The sequence below is a fragment of the Streptomyces sp. NPDC088725 genome (assembly GCF_044751305.1).
In the GTDB taxonomy this organism is placed as follows: domain Bacteria; phylum Actinomycetota; class Actinomycetes; order Streptomycetales; family Streptomycetaceae; genus Streptomyces.
Window position 1 is genome coordinate 199,637 of record NZ_JBIVLO010000010.1, and the last position, 18,402, is coordinate 218,038.

Annotated in this window: 17 protein-coding genes; 12 read left to right on the forward strand and 5 right to left on the reverse strand. The window is 70.1% G+C overall.

All coding sequences use genetic code 11. The features are described from left to right. Window positions 1–185 precede the first annotated feature (185 nt). Complete coding sequence (rpmG, locus tag ACIP6N_RS24325) at window positions 186–350, forward strand: 50S ribosomal protein L33 (protein ID WP_401818704.1); 165 nt, start codon at window positions 186–188, stop codon at window positions 348–350. A gap of 72 nt (window positions 351–422) precedes the next feature. Then, window positions 423–671: a type B 50S ribosomal protein L31 gene (locus tag ACIP6N_RS24330; protein ID WP_401818707.1), complete on the forward strand. Its 249-nt coding sequence runs from the start codon at window positions 423–425 to the stop codon at window positions 669–671. 97 nt (window positions 672–768) lie between these two features. On the opposite strand, the gene ACIP6N_RS24335 is transcribed toward ACIP6N_RS24330, so the two are convergent. After that, complete coding sequence (locus tag ACIP6N_RS24335; RefSeq protein WP_401818709.1) at window positions 769–1,227, reverse strand: MarR family winged helix-turn-helix transcriptional regulator; 459 nt, start codon at window positions 1,225–1,227, stop codon at window positions 769–771. A 156-nt stretch (window positions 1,228–1,383) separates the two neighbouring features. On the opposite strand from ACIP6N_RS24335, the gene ACIP6N_RS24340 reads away from it, so the two are divergent. Next, on the forward strand, window positions 1,384–2,598 hold the full coding sequence (locus ACIP6N_RS24340) for an MFS transporter (protein ID WP_401818710.1): 1,215 nt from the start codon (window positions 1,384–1,386) through the stop codon (window positions 2,596–2,598). Window positions 2,599–2,676: 78 nt separating this feature from the next. After that, window positions 2,677–3,501: an aldo/keto reductase gene (locus tag ACIP6N_RS24345; RefSeq protein WP_401818711.1), complete on the forward strand. Its 825-nt coding sequence runs from the start codon at window positions 2,677–2,679 to the stop codon at window positions 3,499–3,501. 146 nt (window positions 3,502–3,647) lie between these two features. On the opposite strand, the gene ACIP6N_RS24350 is transcribed toward ACIP6N_RS24345, so the two are convergent. Next, window positions 3,648–4,754: a DNA alkylation repair protein gene (locus ACIP6N_RS24350; protein ID WP_401818713.1), complete on the reverse strand. Its 1,107-nt coding sequence runs from the start codon at window positions 4,752–4,754 to the stop codon at window positions 3,648–3,650. 232 nt (window positions 4,755–4,986) lie between these two features. Here ACIP6N_RS24350 and ACIP6N_RS24355 point away from each other — a divergent pair, with 232 nt between their 5' ends. From ACIP6N_RS24355 to ACIP6N_RS24370, 4 genes are all read left to right on the forward strand, one after another. Next, window positions 4,987–6,435 carry an acyl-CoA synthetase gene (locus ACIP6N_RS24355; protein WP_401818715.1) on the forward strand — a complete coding sequence of 483 codons (1,449 nt, stop codon included), beginning with the start codon at window positions 4,987–4,989 and terminating at the stop codon, window positions 6,433–6,435. A gap of 83 nt (window positions 6,436–6,518) precedes the next feature. Further along, complete coding sequence (locus tag ACIP6N_RS24360; protein ID WP_401818718.1) at window positions 6,519–7,502, forward strand: DUF2510 domain-containing protein; 984 nt, start codon at window positions 6,519–6,521, stop codon at window positions 7,500–7,502. 498 nt (window positions 7,503–8,000) lie between these two features. Further along, window positions 8,001–9,485, forward strand: a complete 1,485-nt coding sequence (locus ACIP6N_RS24365; RefSeq protein ID WP_401818720.1) for a UDP-N-acetylmuramoyl-L-alanyl-D-glutamate--2,6-diaminopimelate ligase — start codon at window positions 8,001–8,003, stop codon at window positions 9,483–9,485. A gap of 99 nt (window positions 9,486–9,584) precedes the next feature. Then, window positions 9,585–10,337: a YqjF family protein gene (locus tag ACIP6N_RS24370; protein WP_401818723.1), complete on the forward strand. Its 753-nt coding sequence runs from the start codon at window positions 9,585–9,587 to the stop codon at window positions 10,335–10,337. A 117-nt stretch (window positions 10,338–10,454) separates the two neighbouring features. Here the strand turns inward: ACIP6N_RS24370 and ACIP6N_RS24375 are convergent, their stop codons facing one another. Next, the gene (locus ACIP6N_RS24375; RefSeq protein WP_401818724.1) at window positions 10,455–11,456 is read right to left on the reverse strand and encodes an alpha/beta fold hydrolase; all 1,002 of its coding nucleotides are present in this window, start codon (window positions 11,454–11,456) and stop codon (window positions 10,455–10,457) included. A 242-nt stretch (window positions 11,457–11,698) separates the two neighbouring features. On the opposite strand from ACIP6N_RS24375, the gene ACIP6N_RS24380 reads away from it, so the two are divergent. Next, window positions 11,699–12,658 carry an SDR family NAD(P)-dependent oxidoreductase gene (locus ACIP6N_RS24380; protein ID WP_401818727.1) on the forward strand — a complete coding sequence of 320 codons (960 nt, stop codon included), beginning with the start codon at window positions 11,699–11,701 and terminating at the stop codon, window positions 12,656–12,658. Window positions 12,659–12,827: 169 nt separating this feature from the next. Here the strand turns inward: ACIP6N_RS24380 and ACIP6N_RS24385 are convergent, their stop codons facing one another. Beyond that, a complete protein-coding gene (locus ACIP6N_RS24385; RefSeq protein WP_401818728.1) occupies window positions 12,828–13,304 on the reverse strand; it encodes a spore-associated protein A in 477 nt (158 codons plus the stop codon). A gap of 380 nt (window positions 13,305–13,684) precedes the next feature. Next, window positions 13,685–14,713: a LacI family DNA-binding transcriptional regulator gene (locus ACIP6N_RS24390; RefSeq protein ID WP_401818730.1), complete on the reverse strand. Its 1,029-nt coding sequence runs from the start codon at window positions 14,711–14,713 to the stop codon at window positions 13,685–13,687. 265 nt (window positions 14,714–14,978) lie between these two features. Between ACIP6N_RS24390 and ACIP6N_RS24395 the strand changes: the two genes are divergently transcribed. From ACIP6N_RS24395 to ACIP6N_RS24405, 3 genes are all read left to right on the forward strand, one after another. Next, entirely contained in the window at window positions 14,979–16,286 is a 1,308-nt protein-coding gene (locus tag ACIP6N_RS24395) for an ABC transporter substrate-binding protein (protein ID WP_401818732.1), read from the forward strand. 149 nt (window positions 16,287–16,435) lie between these two features. After that, window positions 16,436–17,449: a carbohydrate ABC transporter permease gene (locus tag ACIP6N_RS24400; protein WP_401818734.1), complete on the forward strand. Its 1,014-nt coding sequence runs from the start codon at window positions 16,436–16,438 to the stop codon at window positions 17,447–17,449. Window positions 17,450–17,467: 18 nt separating this feature from the next. Further along, complete coding sequence (locus ACIP6N_RS24405; RefSeq protein WP_401818736.1) at window positions 17,468–18,391, forward strand: carbohydrate ABC transporter permease; 924 nt, start codon at window positions 17,468–17,470, stop codon at window positions 18,389–18,391. The last annotated feature ends 11 nt before the right edge of the window (window positions 18,392–18,402 follow it).

Below are 18,402 nucleotides of genomic sequence, written 5' to 3' on the forward strand. Positions count from 1 at the left end.
GCAGCGGCGGGCTTCCACCGGCCGTCATCCTCATTGTCCCTTGTCACGGCGACGGGGACATGACGGGAATGGCGCGGAGGACCGTCGCGTTACAGCGACATACCGCTTGATGAAAACGACAACCACCCCGGGCCGGGCGATCCGGCTGCGGGGCGGGAGTCCGGCAGCAGCGTCTGGAGGAGCCCATGGCACGCAGTGAGACCCGCCCGGTGATCACGCTCCGGTCCACAGCGGGTACCGGTCACACGTACGTGACGCGCAAGAGCCGGAGGAACGACCCCGACCGTCTCTTCCTGCGTAAGTACGACCCCACGCTCGGTGAGCATGTCCTGTTCCGCGAGGAACGCTGACGCAGCCGGCCGGCGTGCACGACGACGGGTGAACCGTCGCTCAACCCCCCGTTCCGAGGAAGGATTCCCGCCATGAAGCCTCATATCCACCCTGTCTCCCGCCCGGTCGTCTACCGCGACAAGGCGGCGGGAGCGGCCTTCCTGACCCATTCCACGGCCGACTCGACGAAGACCGTGCAGTGGGAGGACGGCAACACGTATCCCGTCATCGACGTGGAGATCTCGTCCGCGAGCCATCCGTTCTACACGGGCAAGGGGCGCGTGGTGGACACCGCGGGCCGTGTGGAGCGCTTCGAGCGCCGTTACGGCTCTCGCGGCTGACCCGCACTCCGGCGCGGGTAACCAGCGAAAAGAGCCGGGCGGCTCCCTCATCAGGGAGCCGCCCGGCTCTTTTCGTGCGCCCGCGCCCGGCGCGCTGTCACACGACGGCGTCCAGTGACTCAAGGGTCCTGACCAGGGGCGCCAGCTGCGGGTTCTTGGCCGCCTTGTCCAGGGCCTCGCGCAGCGCCGCGTCATTGGTGGGCCTGGCCTCGGAGAGCAGCCGCAGGCCGGCCTCGCTCACGTTGGTGTAGATGCCGCGTCGGTCGGTCGGGCAGAGGTAGCGGGTGAGCAGCCCGCGGTCCTCCATGCGCGTGACCAGCCGGGTGGTGGCGCTCTGGCTGAGTACGACTGCGTCTGCCACCTGCTTCATCTGAAGGTGGCCGCCTTCTCCGTCGTGCTGCCGGCTGAGGCTGTCGAGCAGGTTGTACTCACGGACGCTCAGCGCGTGCCCGGCCTGGAGGGCGCGCTCGATATGCGTCTCGATCCGGCCGTGCAGCAGCGAGAGGGCGCACCAGCCCTGCGTGAGACCGGTGAGCGCGGTGTCCGTGGCGGTCATGGAGGCTCCTGCGGGAGAGGTGAAGTGCGTGAGTGCGGGTGTACCCAGGGTAGAGCACGGCTGCAATATAAGGCGCTTGCATTTAATCAGCGCGTGCAAGTATTGTCTGCGCTCGTAAACCGCACACGCAACCTCCCTCTGGAAGGCGAACCACCCATGCCTCTCGCGCTCCTCGCCCTGGCCATCGGGGCATTCGGGATCGGGACGACCGAGTTCGTGATCATGGGGCTGCTCCCCGAGGTCGCGGCCGATTTCGGCGTCGCGATCCCCACCGCCGGCCTGCTGGTGACCGGATACGCCCTCGGCGTCGTCCTGGGCGCGCCGGTGATGACGCTGCTCGGCACCCGGATCACCCGTAAGCGGATGCTGATGCTCCTGATGGGGCTGTTCGTCGCGGGCAACGCACTCTCCGCCCTCGCACCGGACTTCGGCCTGATGCTCACCGGACGCGTGATCGCCTCGCTCGCCCACGGCGCGTTCTTCGGTATCGGCTCCGTGGTCGCGGCCGGTCTGGTCGCCCCGCACAAGAAGGCGGGCGCCATCGCCATGATGTTCACGGGACTCACCGTCGCCAACGTCGTGGGCGTACCGCTCGGCACCTTCATCGGCCAGAACGCGGGCTGGCGCGCCACCTTCCTCGGCGTCGCGGGGCTGGGCGTCCTCGGCCTGCTCGGCATCGCCAAGCTCGTTCCCGAGCAGCCGAAGGCCCCGGGCGTACGGCTGCGCCACGAACTGGCCGCCTTCCGCAATGTCCAGGTGCTGCTCGCCATGGCGATGACGGTCCTCGGCTTCGGCGGTGTCTTCGCCGCCATCACCTACATCAGCCCGATGATGACCGGGACCGCCGGTTTCGCGGACTCCTCGGTGACCTGGCTGCTCGTGCTCTTCGGGATCGGCATGGTCGTGGGCAACCTCGTCGGAGGCAAGTTCGCCGACCGGCATCTGATGCCCATGCTCTACGTGTCCCTCGGTGCGCTCTCCCTGGTCCTGGCGCTGTTCACGCTCACCGCCCACCACAAGGTCGCGGCAGCCCTCACGATCCTGCTGATCGGAGCCCTAGGCTTCGCGACCGTACCGCCGCTGCAGAAGCGGGTGCTCGACCAGGCGTCCGCGGCCCCCACCCTGGCCTCCGCCGTGAACATCGGTGCGTTCAACCTCGGCAACGCCCTGGCCGCCTGGCTCGGCGGGCTCGTCATCGCCGCGGGACTCGGCTACACCGCACCCAACTGGGTGGGCGCCGTCCTCGCGGGATCGGCCCTGCTGCTCGCACTCCTCTCCGGCGCGCTGGAACGGCGTACCCCCGCCCCCGGGCGAGTGGTCGCCACCGGCGCACACGACCCGGCTGTTGCCGCCCCCGCCGTCCGCGGCTGACACACGCCTCCCCAGGCGCCGCAGCGCGTATCCGGGCCACCCTGGATACGGTGAAATCCCTCAAGGAAAAGGAAAACGATGGTTTCCGTACCCAATGTCGTACTCAACAACGGCATCGAGATCCCGCAGCTCGGCTTCGGTGTCTTCCAGGTCGATGACGAGCGGACCACCGGTGCGGTCCTGTCCGCCCTCGACGCGGGCTACCGCAGCATCGACACCGCCGCCGTCTACGGCAACGAGGCGGGCGTCGGCCGCGCCCTCGCCTCCTCGGGCCTGCCCCGCGAGGACCTGTTCATCACCACCAAGCTGTGGAACGCCCAGCAGGGGTACGACTCGACCCTCGCCGCGTTCGACGCCAGCCTCGACAAGCTGGGCCTCGACCACGTGGACCTCTACCTCATCCACTGGCCGGCCCCCGCCCGCGGCCTGTACACCGAGACCTGGCGTGCGATGGAGAAGCTGCTCGCCGAAGGCCGGGCCCGGTCCATCGGCGTCTCCAACTTCCAGCCGGCCCACCTCCGGCGGCTGGCGGAGGAGAGCGGAGTGGTGCCGGCCGTCAACCAGGTCGAGCTGCACCCCGGGCTCCAGCAGGCGGACCTGCGCGCCTTTCACGCCGGGCACTCCATCGCGACCGAGGCATGGAGCCCGCTCGCACAGGGCGCCCTGCTGGACGAGGAGGCGATCACCGAGATCGCCCGGCGGCACGAGAAGACGCCCGCCCAGGTCGTCCTGCGCTGGCATCTGCAGCTCGGGAACATCGTGATCCCCAAGTCCGTCACCCCGGCGCGGATCCGCGAGAACATCGATGTGTTCGACTTCGAACTCGCGGACACCGACATGGACGCGATGGCCACGCTCGACCGGGGCATGCGTATGGGACCCGACCCGGACGTACAGAACTGACATCCCGGGACACGGAGCGGCCGCCCGGCCCGCGCGGGTGGCGCGGCTCACAGGTGGCGGGGGCGCGGCGCGGAACAGTCCGCCGCGCCCGGCCGTTCACCTGACAGGAGCCCTGGCCGGCTCCCCCCGTGCCGGCCGGGGCTTCCTCATGCCGGCGCCGTCAGGACGAACGGCGCCGTGCCCCGGCTCACGCCGTTGACCTGAATCTCGATGGCGTGGTCGCCCGGGTAGAAGGTACGGGTGGTGATGGGCCTGAACGAGTGACGGCGGCTGAGGGCGGCCGACTGACCGGGCGCCAGCGTCCTGGTGGTGAGCTTGAAGACCTTCGGTGCCGTCGTGCCGTTGGCCCTGCGGAAGTGGATCGCGTAGTCGATCGCCAGCCGCGCCTCCTCGGTGGACTCGTTCAGCAGCGTGACCTCGAAGAGCAGTTCGCCGCCCACCCGCACCTCGGAGGCGCCCAGCACGGGGCCGGTCACCGTGAGCGCCGGGGGAGGTGTGAAACCCAGCAGGGCCAGCGCCTCGGGATGGCCCTGCTTGACCAGCGTCCGCATCGCGTGCCGGACCGTCTTGAGGGTGTGCTCGCCGGGCGCCGCGGCCCAGGCGGTCGCCGTGTGCACGGCGACATCCGGTGCGGTGTGGCTCAGGTCGTTGAGGTGGTTGGCCACCGAGCGTCTGACGTACTCGGACTCGTCCCGGTACAGGGCGTGAAGAATCGGAAGGGTCGCTTCCGGACGCTCCGCCAGCGGCCGGACCCGTACCGCCCAGGGCAGTCGCGGCCGCGTCCCCTCACTGGCCAGACGCCGTACGTGTGCGTCCGGGTGGGCCGTCCACTCGGTGATCACCGCCAGGGCGCGGTCGAGGTCCGCGTTCAGCAGTCGGCGCAGCGCGAACTCGGCCGTCAGACGCGGGGTGAGATCGGCGAGCAGGGACAGCACCCGCTCGAACGCGTCCGGGTCCTGCGAGGCCAGCGCCCGCGCCGCGGCCGCCTCCGTGACCGGCCAGATCATCCAGCCCGTGAACCCGGGGTCGCCGAGCACGGCGCGCACCACGTCCTCGAAGTCGCCGTAGGCGGGCGGCAGATCGGTGAGGAGCGCGTCCCGCAGCAGATCGTTGCGCGCCCGCAGCCCGGAACCCGCCAGCGAGCGCGCGGCGAGGTGCACGGCGGGCAGCCCGAGCTGCGGGGCCGCTCCGGAGAGGCAGTCGATCAGACCTGCGACCGCGGCGGGACCAATGAGTTCATCTGCTGTCGGCACGGCCACAAGATAGACGGTGACCGGGCCCCCGGTCATGTGCCGGCCGCGCGGTCGGTGGCCTGTCCCGCCAGTGACGGGGCACCCGCTGTGGCCATGATCGCGCGGGTGGTGCCAGGCTTCGGACCACCGGCTCGGTCCGGGCGCGGGTCCCGACGCCGTCGAACGGGGCCGGCGCCGGTCCTGTTCGACGGCAACTTCGACGGCAACTTCGACGACGCAAGGAGAACCACGCGTGTCCCTTCTCTTCCCGGCCCTCGCCACGGGCTCGGAGCTGCCCGCGCTCCGCTTCGGCGAGCGCACGCTCACCCATGCCCAACTGGCCGCCGCCGCCGGATCGCTGGCCGCCCGGATCGCGGACGAGCGGCGGATCGCCGTCTGGGCCACACCCACGCTGGGCACGGCGGTGGGCGTGGTGGCCGCACTGCTGGCGGGGGTGCCGGCCGTCCCCGTCAACCCGAAGAGCGGCGCGCGTGAACTCGCCCATATCGTCGCCGACAGCGCGCCCACGCTCGTCCTCGCGGAACCGGGCGCCGAACTGCCCGCCGCCCTGGCCGCACTGCGCCGGGTCGATGTCGACCCGGAGACGGACGGCGCCGCCCCGGCCGCGCTGCCCGCCGAACCGTCCCCCGAGTCGCCCGCACTGATCGTCTACACCTCGGGCACCACAGGTCCGCCCAAGGGCGCCGTCCTGCCGCGCCGCGCCATCGCCGCCACCCTGGACGCGCTGGAGGACGCCTGGCAGTGGACCGCTGCCGACGTACTCGTCCACGCGCTGCCGCTCTTCCACGTCCACGGGCTGATCCTCGGCATCCTCGGCCCGCTGCGCCGGGGCGGATCCGTACGCCACCTCGGCAGGTTCGACACCGCCGGGGTCACCCGCGAACTCTCCTCCGGCGCCACGATGTTCTTCGGCGTTCCGACCATGTACCACCGCATCGCCGAGGCGCTTTCCGACGATCCGGCGCTCGCCAGGGCGCTGGCCGGGGCCCGGCTGCTGGTGTCCGGCTCCGCGGCGCTGCCCGTGCACGACCACCGGCGGATCTCCGCCGCGACCGGCAGCCGTGTCATCGAGCGGTACGGCATGACGGAGACCCTGATGAACACCAGCGTCCGTGCGGACGGCGAACCCCGCGCGGGCGCGGTCGGCGTACCACTCCGGGGCGTCGAACTGCGCCTGGTGCACGACGAGTCGGGCGAGACGATCGAGGCGTACGACGGTGAGACGGTCGGCGAGATCCAGGTGCGGGGACCGAACCTCTTCAGCGAGTACCTGAACCGGCCCGACGCGACGGAGGCCGCCTTCACCGACGGCTGGTTCCGCACCGGGGACATGGCGATCCGCGACCCCGACGGCTACGTCCGTATCGTCGGCCGCAAGGCCACCGACCTGATCAAGAGCGGCGGCTACAAGATCGGCGCGGGCGAGATCGAGAACGTCCTGCTGGAGCATCCCGGGGTACGGGAAGCCGCCGTGACCGGCGAGCCCGACGACGACCTCGGCGAACGGATCGTCGCGTGGATCGTCCCGGAGCATGCCGGGAACCCGCCCGGCGCCGAGGAGTTGGCGGACCATGTGGCGGCACAGCTCGCCGCGCACAAGCGGCCGCGTGTGGTGCGCTGTCTTGAGGCGCTGCCCCGCAACGACATGGGCAAGATCATGAAGCGTTCGCTCCAGGGCTGACCGGCGCCGTCTCCCGGACCCGCCACCCGGATTCTCATGGGCCTCTCAGCAGCCGTTCAGACAAGATGCCTAGAGTGAGAGCCGTGACGTACTCGACTCCGCCCGGCTGGCACCCTGATCCGGGACACACAGGCGAAGGACCCCGCTCGGAACGATGGTGGGACGGATCCGCCTGGACCGACGAGGTCCGTTCCACCACTCCGCCGGCATGGGGACCACCGGCCCTCCCGCCCTACCCCGCGGGTCCGCCGCCGGGGCCGGGATCCGGGAACCGGGGCAAGCGGATCGTCCTCGGCGCCACCGTCCTGGTGGTGGTACTCGCCATCGCGGGCGGGTCCTACCTGCTCGGGCGGAACGGAAGCGGCAACAGCGCGTCGGGCAGCGGCGGTTCCACCTCCTCCGAAGCACCTTCGCGGCCCGGTCAGCGCGCCCCCGGGCCCGGTGGACCGCAGGGCCCCGACGGGTCCGACGGCGGCGGTTCCGGCCTCCCCGGCGGACCCGGCGGCGAGGGCGGCCTCCCCCAGCCGGAGACCGAGGACGGCTTCGCGACGGACGGCGCCAGCGGGATCAGCATCCCGGTGCCGGACGGCTGGACCGGCCAGTCGGGAAGCGTCGGCGCCGGAGTCTCCACCGGGGACTACCCCTGCCCCGGGGACACCTCGGAGACCTGCGCGCGCGGCGGAGTGAACTCCGCTCCCGCCGCGGCCCTCAAGATCGACGCCGACACGGCCAAGGCGGCGGCGGAGAAGGACATCCCGGCCAACGCCACCCAGTCCTACGGCGGCACGACGTACGGGAAGATCTCCTCGCACCAGGAACTGAAGTCCGAGGCGGTCACCGTCGCGGGCCAGAAGGGCTACCTGGTGCGGTGGAAGGTCGTGACGAGCAAGGGCGACGACGGCTACGTACAGTCCCTCGCCTTTCCGTCGCCGTCGCACCCGTCCCTGATGGTCATCGTGCGCTCCGGCTTCGACATCAACGACAGCGCGCCGAAACTGTCCGTCATGGACGACATCACCCACGGCATCAAGGCCGCGTCCGGCAGCGGCGGCGGCCAGGGCGTCTGACCGCAGGCGCGCCCGCGCCACCTGATGTCCCGCCGCGCCCGGCGGACCGCTCCGTGCGGCCCGCCGGGCGCGGCGCCGTAGCCGGGGGAGCGCCGGAAGCGTCGTCACCGTCGCCGGGAGAGCCGCGCCCGACGTACACTCGCCCCATGGTCTGTACACGCGCGGTGAGGGAGTGCCTACAGCACGCTCCCTGTGCGCTGTGTGCCGCCGCCGCGGTGGCAGCGAGCCCAGGCCCGGCGTACGTGCCGCGGGCCGGCTGCCGCGCCCTGCACGGCCACGGCTAGCGCGCCGCGCCCTCGCGGCCTCAGCCGGCCTGTTCTCACGTCCGGACGTTTCCGGCCCCCGGCCCCCGGATCACGCTGTGCGCCGGGCCGCTCTCGCGTACCTCACGTACCGCCCCACCCCCGCACCACTTCCGCGACGCGTTCGCCGTACCCACAGGTGCCCCTCGGGCGACCGGAGGGGCGGCCGCCGCGCCGCACCTTCGAGAGGACCCCTGTGAAGCTGAGCGATTTGCTCGCCGGCCACGACCACGAGATCCTGCGGGGCGATCCGGAGACGGCGATCACCGCGGGCACCTGCTTCGACGCCCACCGGGCCACGCCCGGCGCGCTGTTCATCGCGGTCCCCGGACACCGTGAGGGCGGCCCCGAGTCCATCGGCCCCGCCCTCGCGCGCGGCGCCGTCGCCGTACTGCTCGACTCCGAGATGCCCGCACCTCCCGCCTCGGTGTGGGCGGACACGGACGCATGCGTCGTACAGGTCCCCGACACGCGCGTCATGGCCGCGGTCGTCGCCTCCCGTTACCACGGCGAGCCCGGGCGCGCGATGGACATGATCGCCGTCACCGGCACCAACGGGAAGACGTCCGTCTCGTACATGGTCGAGTCCGTGCTGCGGCTCGCGGAAGGTGCCACGGTCGGGGTCATCGGCACCGCGGGCAGCCGGATCGGCGACGAACTGATCCCCATGCCCAGGTCGGTGCTGACCACCCCCGAATCGCCGGACTTCCAGTACCTGCTGGGCGTGATGCGCGACCGCGAGGTGGCGACCGTCGTGCTCGAAGCCACCTCGATGGGGCTGCTGAACCACCGCGTCGACCACTCCTTCATCGATGTCGGCATCTTCACCAACCTGACGCAGGACCACCTCGACGACCACGGCACCATGGAGAACTACCGGGACGCCAAACTCCGTCTGTTCCAGGGGCTCTGCCGGCGCGCCGTGGTCAACGCCGACGATGAGGTGGGCGCCGGCATCAGCGCGCTGATGCCCGGCGCCGTGACGACGTACGCCCTTGACGCGGAGGCCGACTACCGCGCCACGGACCTCACCATGGACGCGCTCGGCACCCGCTTCACCCTGCACCACGACGGACGCAAGTATCCCGCCGCGATCCCCGTCCCCGGACGCTTCTCCGTTGCCAACGCGCTGGCCACCGTTGCCGCGTGCCACCTGCTGGGACACGATCTGCGGAGCCTGGTCGGCGCTCTCGACCGGATGCCCCCGGTCCCCGGGCGGTTCGAGCGTTACGAGACGCCCGGCGGCACCTCGGTCATCGTGGATTACGCGCATTCGCCCGACTCGCTGGAGAAGGTGCTCACCACGATCCGCGATTTCGCGCGCGGCCGTGTCATCACCGTCTTCGGCTGCGGCGGCGACCGCGACATCACCAAGCGGGCCCGGATGGGCGAGATCGCCGGAACCCACTCCGACCTGTGCGTTCTCACCTCGGACAACCCGCGCGGCGAGGACCCCGAGACGATCCTCGACCAGATCACCCCGGGCCTGGCCGCGACCGGTGCCCGCTACGAACGGCTCGCCGACCGCCGGAAGGCGATCGCCTTCGCCCTGTCAGCCGCGGTACGCGACGACATCGTCCTGATCGCGGGCAAGGGCAGTGAGCCGTACCAGATCGTCGGTGAACAGCTCATCCCCTTCAGTGACATGGCGACGGTACGTGAGCTGGCCGGTAAGCCGTAGAACGGTCGGGGTCCTTCCGGGGGCGTTCGGTACGTCAGGCGCGGGACCCGCCCGTCCGGAGTCCGGGCGGACGGGCGGGTCCTCTGCCATGCTGGCCGGGTGCCGCACACCGCCCGTCTACCCGAACCGGTCACGCCCGATCCGCCGGGGCCGGAGCCGAAGCCGCTGCTCACCCAGTCCTGGCTGGATCTGACGTCTCTGCACTGGGCGGTGGATCCCGCGGACGTCGCGCCCCTGCTGCCGGCCGGCACGGTCCCCGACACCTTCGACGGCCTCACGTACGCGGGACTCATCGCCTTCCGCATGTACCGGATCGGCTTGCTGGGCCTGCCGGGGCTCCCGTATCTGGGTACCTTTCCGGAGACGAACGTACGGCTCTACTCGGTCGACGGGCACGGGCGGCGCGGTGTCACCTTCCGCTCCCTCGACGCGGCGCGGCTCATCCCCGTGGCCGTGGGCAGGTGGCCCTTCCGGCTGCCCTACGCCTGGTCCCGGATGACGGTCGACCGTGACGGCGACACACTCACGTACACCAGTTCCAGAAGGCTGCCCGGGCCACGGGGCGCGCACAGCCGGATCGCCGTACGGATCGGCGGACCCGTAGCGGAGCCGAGCGCCCTCGAACACTTCCTGACAGCCCGCTGGGGGCTGCACACCACCACAGCCCGGGGACGCCCCCGCTTCCTGCCGAACACACACCCGCGCTGGCCGCTGCACCGCGCCGAGCTGACCGAGTGCACCGGGAATCTGCTGACCGCGGCGGGTCTGCCCGAGCCGTCCGGGGATCCGGTGAGCGTGCTCTTCTCACCCGGAGTCCCGGTACGCTTCGGCCGCCCCGTCCGAGGGGCCTGACGCAGGTCGGCCGTCACGCCGGGCAGCCGGATGCGGTCGTGCCCGCACGGGCGGACTCTTCTGGTGTGCGGCCCTGCGACCAAGAGATCCGCTGAACAGCCGAGCGCGCCAAGGGCGTTACCTCGGGGCCACGGCCGTCCCGTACGTCTCGGGCTCGCTGCAGTACGCGAGCCCGTCCAGCGGGCGGTCCGTGCAGAACCTGGCGACGAGATCGGCGAAGTCCGCGATGCGCTCCACCGGGGCCAGGTGATCGGTCTCGGTGATGGTGAGGAAGCGTGCCTCGGGCAGCTCCGCGGCCACCTCGCGCCCCATGGCGGGTGTGCACAGTGTGTCGTGCTCACCGGTGACCACCAGACTCGGCACGGCCGGCACCGGCCCTGGGCGGTACCAGTCGTGCCGCATCAGCCGGGTGTTGTGCTCGGCCGACTTCCTCAGCTGCTCGGGATCCTGCCCGGCGATCTGCTGGTAGACGAGACGGGACACGGCCGCGTGTTTGCGTACGCGACCTGTGCCGGGCGGTGACATGAAATGGTCGGCCAGTTCGCGGGCGATGATCTCGGTCTCGCCGCGATCGATCATGACGGACCAGCGCTTCATCGCCGCCGCGTAGTCCGGCGGGATCCTGGTGGTCATACCGACCAGCATCAGCCGGGCGACCATCCCGGGACAGTTCTGGGCGAACCGCAGTGCCAGGGATCCGCCGTAGCAGGCGGCGACCAGGTTGACCCGCTCCACCCCCAGTTCGGTCAGCAGGTGCCGGAGGGCGGCGGCCAGGAAGTCGACACCGTACGTCGCGGGAAGGAAGTCCGCGGTGCCGTAGCCGGGCAGGTCCACGGTGATCACCTGGCCCAGCGGGCTCAGCCATTTCTCGTGCCGCACCCAGGAGTTGCGGTCCTGGGAGGAACCGCCCAGCACAAGCACCGGCTCGGTCAGCGGACTGTCCTGGTGGACGATGCGGCAGGTGTAGCGGAAGCCGTCGAACGTGAGGTCCCGCTCTTCCACCCGGCCCGCCTGGCCGCCTCCTCTTCCCTCGGTCGCCTGTCCCGGGATCAGCGGGCGAGCGCCGGGTGATTCCTGGCCCTGGGCGAGGACGGCTTCGATGGACAAGAGTGACTCCATGGCTCCTAGTCGGGCAACAACGTCCCTGCCTAGCAGTTGCCTTGCTCCAACCGGACATCACTGACCCGATCGTGGGCGGTTCGCGCCCCGGGACCCGCTGGTGAATTCGACACTCGCTCGTCCGGGCCCCTCCGGCGGCCCCTCCGGCGGCCTCCGCGACAACCCCTCGGCGGGGTGAAACCGGGCGGGAGCGGTGCGGTCGGATTGACTTCGAGCGCACTCCAATTCGTAGCCTCGGGAACATGACTACGCCCCAGCACAAGATCGGATCAGGGTTCGGCGCCGCAACCACCGCGGCGGAGGTCCTGCGCGGTACCGACCTCACCGGAAAGCTCGCGATCGTGACCGGCGGCTACTCGGGCCTCGGCCTCGAAACGACCAGGGCGCTCGCCGGCGCGGGCGCCCAGGTCGTCGTTCCCGCCCGCAGGCCCGGGGCGGCGCGGGAGGCCCTCGGGGCCCTGGACGGCGTCGAGGTCGACGAGCTGGACCTCGCCGACCTCGACAGCGTCCGCGCCTTCGCGGACCGCTTCCTCGCCTCCGGCCGGGACATCGGCATCATCATCAACAACGCCGCGATCATGGCCTGCCCCGAGACCCGGGTCGGCCCCGGATGGGAGGCGCAGTTCGCGACCAACCACCTCGGCCACTTCGCACTCGTGAACCGTCTCTGGCCGGCCGTCGCGAGCGGTGCCCGCGTCGTCGCGGTGTCCTCGGGCGGTCACCGCCGTTCGGCCGTCCGCTGGGACGACGTCCAGTTCGAACGGGGATACGACAAGTGGGAGGCCTACGGCCAGGCGAAGACGAGCAACGCCCTGTTCGCCGTACAGCTCGACGCGTTCGCCCGTGAGTCGGGAGTCCGCGCCTTCTCCGTCCACCCCGGCGGCATTCTCACACCGCTTCAGCGCCACCTCACCCAGGAGGAGATGAGGGCCGCCGGCTGGATCGACGAGGACGGCAAGCCGGTCAACCCCGCGTTCAAGAGCCCTGAGGCGGGCGCCGCCACGCAGGTGTGGGCGGCGACGTCCCCCCGGCTGACGGACATGGGCGGGGTCTACTGCGAGGACTGCGACATCGCCGAACCCGGCAGCGCCGACACGGCCGGTGGAGTACGGGCGTACGCGACCGACCCCGAGCAGGCCGCGCGGCTGTGGCGGCTGTCCGCCGAACTCACCGGAGTCGACGCCTTCGCGACGTCTGCCTGAGGCGTCAAGACAGCCCGAGGCGCGACGTCCGCCTGAGGCGCCAAGACCGCCCCGAACCACGCTTCACCCCGGCACACAGGCGCCTCCCCGCCGGGTCCGGTCAGCGGCCGGACCCGACGGAGAAGCGGGGCTGAACGGGCCGGGCCCGGGAAGGACGCGGCCCGCGAACTCAGCTGCTCTGGTCCTGCGACAGGGTGCCGCAGTTCGTGTTGTCCTTGCCGCCCCTCTCCGAACCGATGACGCCGTACCAGCTGACGCACTTGCCGGCTGCCTTCGCGGAGACCGGACCGGCGTACTTGGTGTAGTAGCCCGAGTCGCTCACACCCTGCCCGGACCCCGCGACACGGAGGGAGGCGACCATCCAGACCCTGGTGCCGGTCCTGGTGCGCAGCGTCACCACGCAGTTGTTGCCGGTGACGCGGTCGTACGTCAGGAAGACGGTGCCGAGCTTCCCGACCTCCGCCGAGTTGACCACCGTGTAGCCGGGGCCGCACTCGCCGCCGTACGTGGCCTGGGTCGCCACGGCCCGCGCCGGCGAGGCCCCGGCCGGCGCCGACGCGCCCGCCTGCGGTGCGACGAGAGCGGTCCCGCCCACGAGGCCGGCCGCGAGGATTCCCGACACCACGCCACGCTGAATGAGTTTCATGTCATTCCCCGATTTCTTCGTTGTTCTCTGTCACTTGGCTGACGCTGGTCAGGCGTCGCCTTATTCGACCCCGGGAACCCGGGCGGCGGGGGTGGAGACGCGTGGCGTGTTACGAACTTGTTGCAAATCGGGATCTAAGAGGCAAATAGTACGATCGCGACGGCGTGTCGCGCGATTCCGCATCCCGGCCGTGAGACCGATGACCCGGTCGGGATTTGCACGCGCCGGTGTCCGGCGCGGTCATCGTGAACCTCCGGCCTGCTGCGATCTGCGTACCCACTCCGATCCGATGGGTCATTGTCGTCTGCTGCCATGTGCGTAGATGATCTACGCATCCGGGCGCTCCCACACCCCTTCCCGGAGCGGTCGCACGCCTCTTCTCAGGTCGTCTGACGCTGCGTCAGAGTCGTCGGCAGTGTGAGGTGTCTGCGCGGTCCGGCGGGGTCCTCGATCTCTGCCAGCAGCAGGCGTGTGATGCTGCGTCCGATCTCTTCGATGGGCTGGCAGACGCTGGTCAGTGGCGGGACGGTGTGGCGCGCGATGGGCGAGTCGTCGAAGCCGACGACCGCCACGTCCTCCGGGACGCGCCGCCCGCGCTCCCGCAGCTCCGTCAGCGCGCCGGCGGCCATGACGTCGGACGCGGCGAACACAGCGTCGAGGCCCGGGCGCCTTCCGAGCAGCCCGGCCATCGCCGCGCGGCCGCCCTCCTCGGTGAAGTCGCCTGGTACGGCGAGCAGTTCGTCGGGCTCGGCCCCCCGCTCCGTATGGGCGTCGCGCCAGCCCTGGAGGCGACTGCGGCCGACGTCCATGTCCAGGGGGCCGGTGATCGTGGCTATCTCGGTACGCCCCTGGTCGAGCAGGTGGCGAACGGCCTGCGCGGCCCCGCCGAGGTTGTCGGAGTGCACGTGGCTGAGTGATTCGCCGGGTGTGCGCCGGCCCGCGAGAACGGTCGGGATCTGCAGTTCCTCCAGGAGCGCCGGCAGTGGGTCGTCCTGGTGGACCGAGACCAGCAGCACACCGTCCACACGGCGTGCCTCGACGAACCGCGTCAGGCGTTTCAGCTCGCGTTCGTCGCGTACGAGAATGAGCAGCAACTGAAGCTCGGTTTCCGCCAGTTCGGTGCACACACCGCGGATGACGGCGGAGAAGTACGGCTCGTCCGCCAGCCGCTGTTCCGACTCCGGGATCACCAGAGCGATGCTGTCGGTCCTGCTGGTGACCAGGGAGCGGGCGGCCGGATTCGGCACATAGTTCAGCTCGGCGATGGCGGCTTCCACAACGGCCCTGGCCCGTGCGCTCACGCCCGGGGCGCCGTTGACGACCCGGGAGACCGTTCCCCTTCCCACGCCCGCCAGTTGGGCGACCGCTTCAAGAGTTGGCCTCTGACTCTGCCGTCGACGGCTGCCCATCACGTCTCCTGACTCTCGCCCCGGTGCGGTGTGCGGCGTTCACCAGGGGATTGTGGCGTGTGATTTGTGTGCTGATGACGCGACTTCAGACCTTGGACACATTCCTGCAACGGAAACGTCTTCGACTCTTGACAGTGCTCGCGTCTCTGGAGAGTCTTCCACAACCCGTTGGGAGCGCTCCCAGTTTTCGGCGCAGACGGGTCGTCAGTTCTACTCACCGTGAGCGCAGCGACGCGCGTCAGGGCGCCGCTGCAAGGAGGAAGCCATGGGCACTGCCCGTAAGCGCTTCGGTTCCACCCTCGCATCCGTTACCGCGGCTGCCGTGTCCCTCGTCCTCGTCGCCGGCTGCGGAAGCAGCGACGACTCGGGCAAGGCACGAACCAAGGACGGCAAGACCGTCATCAGCATGGGACTTTTCGGGGTCATGGGGTTCAAGGAGACCGATCTCCTCGACCGCTACATGAAGGAAAATCCCGACATCACCATCGAGGCCGATGTGGCCGGTGACGAGCAGACGTACTACACCGCGCTGCAGACACACTTCGCCGCGGGCAGCGGCCTGAAGGACATCCAGGGCATAGAGATCGGCCGCGCCAAGGAACTCGTCGACACTCAGGCCGACAAGTTCGCGGACCTCTCCAAGACGTCGGGCATCGACAGCTTCCTGCCGTGGAAGGAGAACCAGGTCTCCACCAAGGACGGCAAGGTGCTCGGTCTCGGCACCGACATCGGCCCGATGGCGGTCTGCTACCGCAAGGACCTGTTCGAGCAGGCGGGCCTGCCCACCGACCGCACCGAGGTCGGGAAGCTGTGGGCCGGCGACTGGGCCAAGTACATCCAGGTCGGCCGCGACTTCAAGGCGAAGTCCAAGGCGGACAAGGTGTCCTACATGGACAGCAGCAGCGGCCTGTTCAACGCGATGATCTACGGCGATGAGAAGCAGTTCTACGACGAGGACGGCAAGCTCATCTACCAGGACAACCCGGTCGTCAAGCAGGCCTGGGACCTGTCCTCCGACGCCGCGAAGGAGGGACTGACCGCCAAGCTGCGTCAGTTCCAGCCGGGTTGGGACCCGGGCCTGGCCAATGGAACCTTCGCCACCACCGTCTGCCCCGCCTGGATGCTCGCACACATCTCCGAGAAGGCCGGTCCCGCGAACAAGGGCAAGTGGGATGTCGCCAAGGCCCCGCAGGGTGCCAACTGGGGCGGCTCGTTCCTCGGTGTGATGGAGAACAGCCCGGTCAAGGAAGAGGCCAAGAAGCTCATCACCTGGCTGACCGCGCCCGAACAGCAGGCGTACCTCTTCGAGAAGCTCGGAAACTTCCCGTCCTCGAAGACCGCGATCGACATGCCCGAGGTCGCCAACGGCACGTCCGCGTACTTCAGTGACGCGCCGATCGGCAAGATCTTCGGCGAGGCGGCGAAGCAGATCCCGTCCAAGCAGGTGCTGGGCCGCAAGGACGGCACGATCAAGGACACCTTCACTGCGGGCCTCCAGCTGATGGAGGAGGGCAAGAGCCCCGACGAGGCGTGGAAGACCACGGACGAGCGCATCCGGAAGCTGGCCGGCTGACTCGCGGGGCCGCCGGACCCGGCCGGACCTGATCCCGGCCGGTCCGGCCGCCCCGAGCCTCCGGCGGCCGGTGCCCCTCCCGGCCCGGCCGCCGCTCCACCACCTCACCCTCACCCGCTCCACCGAGCACTCCACGGAAGGAAGCCCGAGTGGCCACCTCCACCCCGGCAGCCCCCATGGGCGGGCAGCCGCACCCCGCCTCAGCCGGTCATCCCGGAAAGGGCGGCGCCGACGGCGGGGACTCCCGGCAGTCGCGGCGCAACATCCTTCACCGCCTGGACCTCGGGACGGTGCCGTACGCCTTCGTCGCACCGTTCTTCCTCATCTTCGGCGCCTTCGGCCTCTACCCGCTGCTGTACACCTTCTGGATCTCGCTGCACCGCGTCGAACTGTCCTCGATGGATCTGATGGAGTGGCGCGGGCTCGCCAACTTCACGGAACTCTTCGAGGACGACCGGTTCTGGAACGCGCTGAGCAACACCTTCACCATCGGTGTCATCTCCACCGTCCCCCAGCTGTTGATGGCCCTGGGCCTGGCACACCTGCTGAACTACACCCTGCGCGGCTCGGTGTTCTTCCGGGTGGCCGTCCTGACCCCGTACGCGACCTCCATCGGTGCCGCCGCACTGGTCTTCTCCATGCTCTTCGAGCGCGACTTCGGCATGGTCAACTGGGCACTCAACCTCGTCGGTTTCGACGGCATCGCCTGGGAGAGCGAGAAGTGGCCCGCCCAGTTCGCCATCTCCACCATCGTGATCTGGCGCTGGACCGGCTACAACGCCCTGCTCTACCTGGCCGCCATGCAGGCCATCCCCAAGGACCTGTACGAGGCCGCGGCCATCGACGGCGCCTCCCGCTGGCAGCAGTTCCGCAAGGTGACCGTGCCCGGCATCAGCGCGACGATCGTCTTCACCATCGTGCTGTCCACGATCGGCGCGACCCAGCTCTTCGGCGAACCGATGATCTTCGGTCAGGGCCCCAACGGCATCACCGGCGGCGCGGACAACCAGTACCAGACGCTGGGGCTGCTGCTCTACGAAGAGGGATGGAAGAACTACCAGATGGGCCGGGCGGCGACGATCGCCTGGGCCATGTTCCTCATCCTCATCGTCATCTTCGTCCTGCAGCGTGTCATCGCGCGCTTCACGTCCCGTACGTCCTGACCAGGGAGCCGCAGCCCCATGACCACCGACATCGCACAGGTCCGGCCGCAGGCGCGCGACCTGAACCCGCCCGCCGCGGCCCCCGCCCGCCGGTTCAGCCGCGCACTGCGGCCGGGCGCCGGACGCCAGCACCACGCGGGTCCCCTCGCCTACATCCTGCTCGGTATCGCCGCGCTGGCCTCCCTCTTCCCGCTGTACTGGACGATGGTGGCCGCCTCCACGGACAACACCCGGGTGTCGCAGACCCCGCCGCCCTTCGTGCCCGGTCCGAACCTGTTCGAAAACCTGGGCCGGGCGTGGCGGGAAGCCTCGATGGGGCAGGCGATGCTGAACAGCATGATCGTGGCGGGAACGATCGCGCTCGCCACGGTCTTCTTCGCCACGCTGGCCGGCTTCGCCTTCGCCAAGCTCAGGTTCAGAGGCCGCAACCTCCTGCTGATGCTGGTCATCGGCACGATGATGGTCCCGCCGCAGCTCGGTGTCGTACCGCTGTTCATGATGATGGCCGATCTCGGCTGGGGGCAGTCGCTGCCCTCCGTCATCTTCCCGACGCTGGTCAGCGCGGTCGGCGTGTTCTTCATGCGCCAGTACCTGAAGGAAGCCCTGCCCGACGAGCTGATCGAGGCCGGACGGCTGGACGGGGCCCACTCACTGCGCATCTTCTGGAGCATCGTCCTGCCCATCGCCCGCCCGCCGATGGCCGTGCTGTTCATGATCACTTTCGTGCACGCGTGGAACGACTTCTTCTGGCCCTTCATCGCGCTGGACATGACCAACCCGACGGTCCCTGTCGCTCTGACCCAGCTCAGTGCCGGGTACGTGAGGGACCAGTCGGTCATCATGGCGGGAGCGCTCCTCGGCACTCTGCCGCTGCTGGCGATGTTCATCGTCTTCGGCCGGCAGATCGTCGGCGGCATCATGCAGGGCGCCGTCAAGGGCTGATCCCGGGCCCG

What these genes read in the sequence shown, in the direction of transcription:
- ACIP6N_RS24340 (WP_401818710.1), top strand. Translation starts at nt 1,384, where the DNA reads ATGCCTCTCGCGCTCCTCGCCCTGGCCATCGGGGCATTCGGGATCGGG.
- ACIP6N_RS24345 (WP_401818711.1), top strand. Translation starts at nt 2,677, where the DNA reads ATGGTTTCCGTACCCAATGTCGTACTCAACAACGGCATCGAGATCCCG.
- ACIP6N_RS24395 (WP_401818732.1), top strand. Translation starts at nt 14,979, where the DNA reads ATGGGCACTGCCCGTAAGCGCTTCGGTTCCACCCTCGCATCCGTTACC.
- rpmG (WP_401818704.1), top strand. Translation starts at nt 186, where the DNA reads ATGGCACGCAGTGAGACCCGCCCGGTGATCACGCTCCGGTCCACAGCG.
- ACIP6N_RS24375 (WP_401818724.1), bottom strand. Translation starts at nt 11,456, where the DNA reads ATGGAGTCACTCTTGTCCATCGAAGCCGTCCTCGCCCAGGGCCAGGAA.
- ACIP6N_RS24385 (WP_401818728.1), bottom strand. Translation starts at nt 13,304, where the DNA reads ATGAAACTCATTCAGCGTGGCGTGGTGTCGGGAATCCTCGCGGCCGGC.
- ACIP6N_RS24380 (WP_401818727.1), top strand. Translation starts at nt 11,699, where the DNA reads ATGACTACGCCCCAGCACAAGATCGGATCAGGGTTCGGCGCCGCAACC.
- ACIP6N_RS24330 (WP_401818707.1), top strand. Translation starts at nt 423, where the DNA reads ATGAAGCCTCATATCCACCCTGTCTCCCGCCCGGTCGTCTACCGCGAC.
- ACIP6N_RS24390 (WP_401818730.1), bottom strand. Translation starts at nt 14,713, where the DNA reads ATGGGCAGCCGTCGACGGCAGAGTCAGAGGCCAACTCTTGAAGCGGTC.
- ACIP6N_RS24405 (WP_401818736.1), top strand. Translation starts at nt 17,468, where the DNA reads ATGACCACCGACATCGCACAGGTCCGGCCGCAGGCGCGCGACCTGAAC.
- ACIP6N_RS24335 (WP_401818709.1), bottom strand. Translation starts at nt 1,227, where the DNA reads ATGACCGCCACGGACACCGCGCTCACCGGTCTCACGCAGGGCTGGTGC.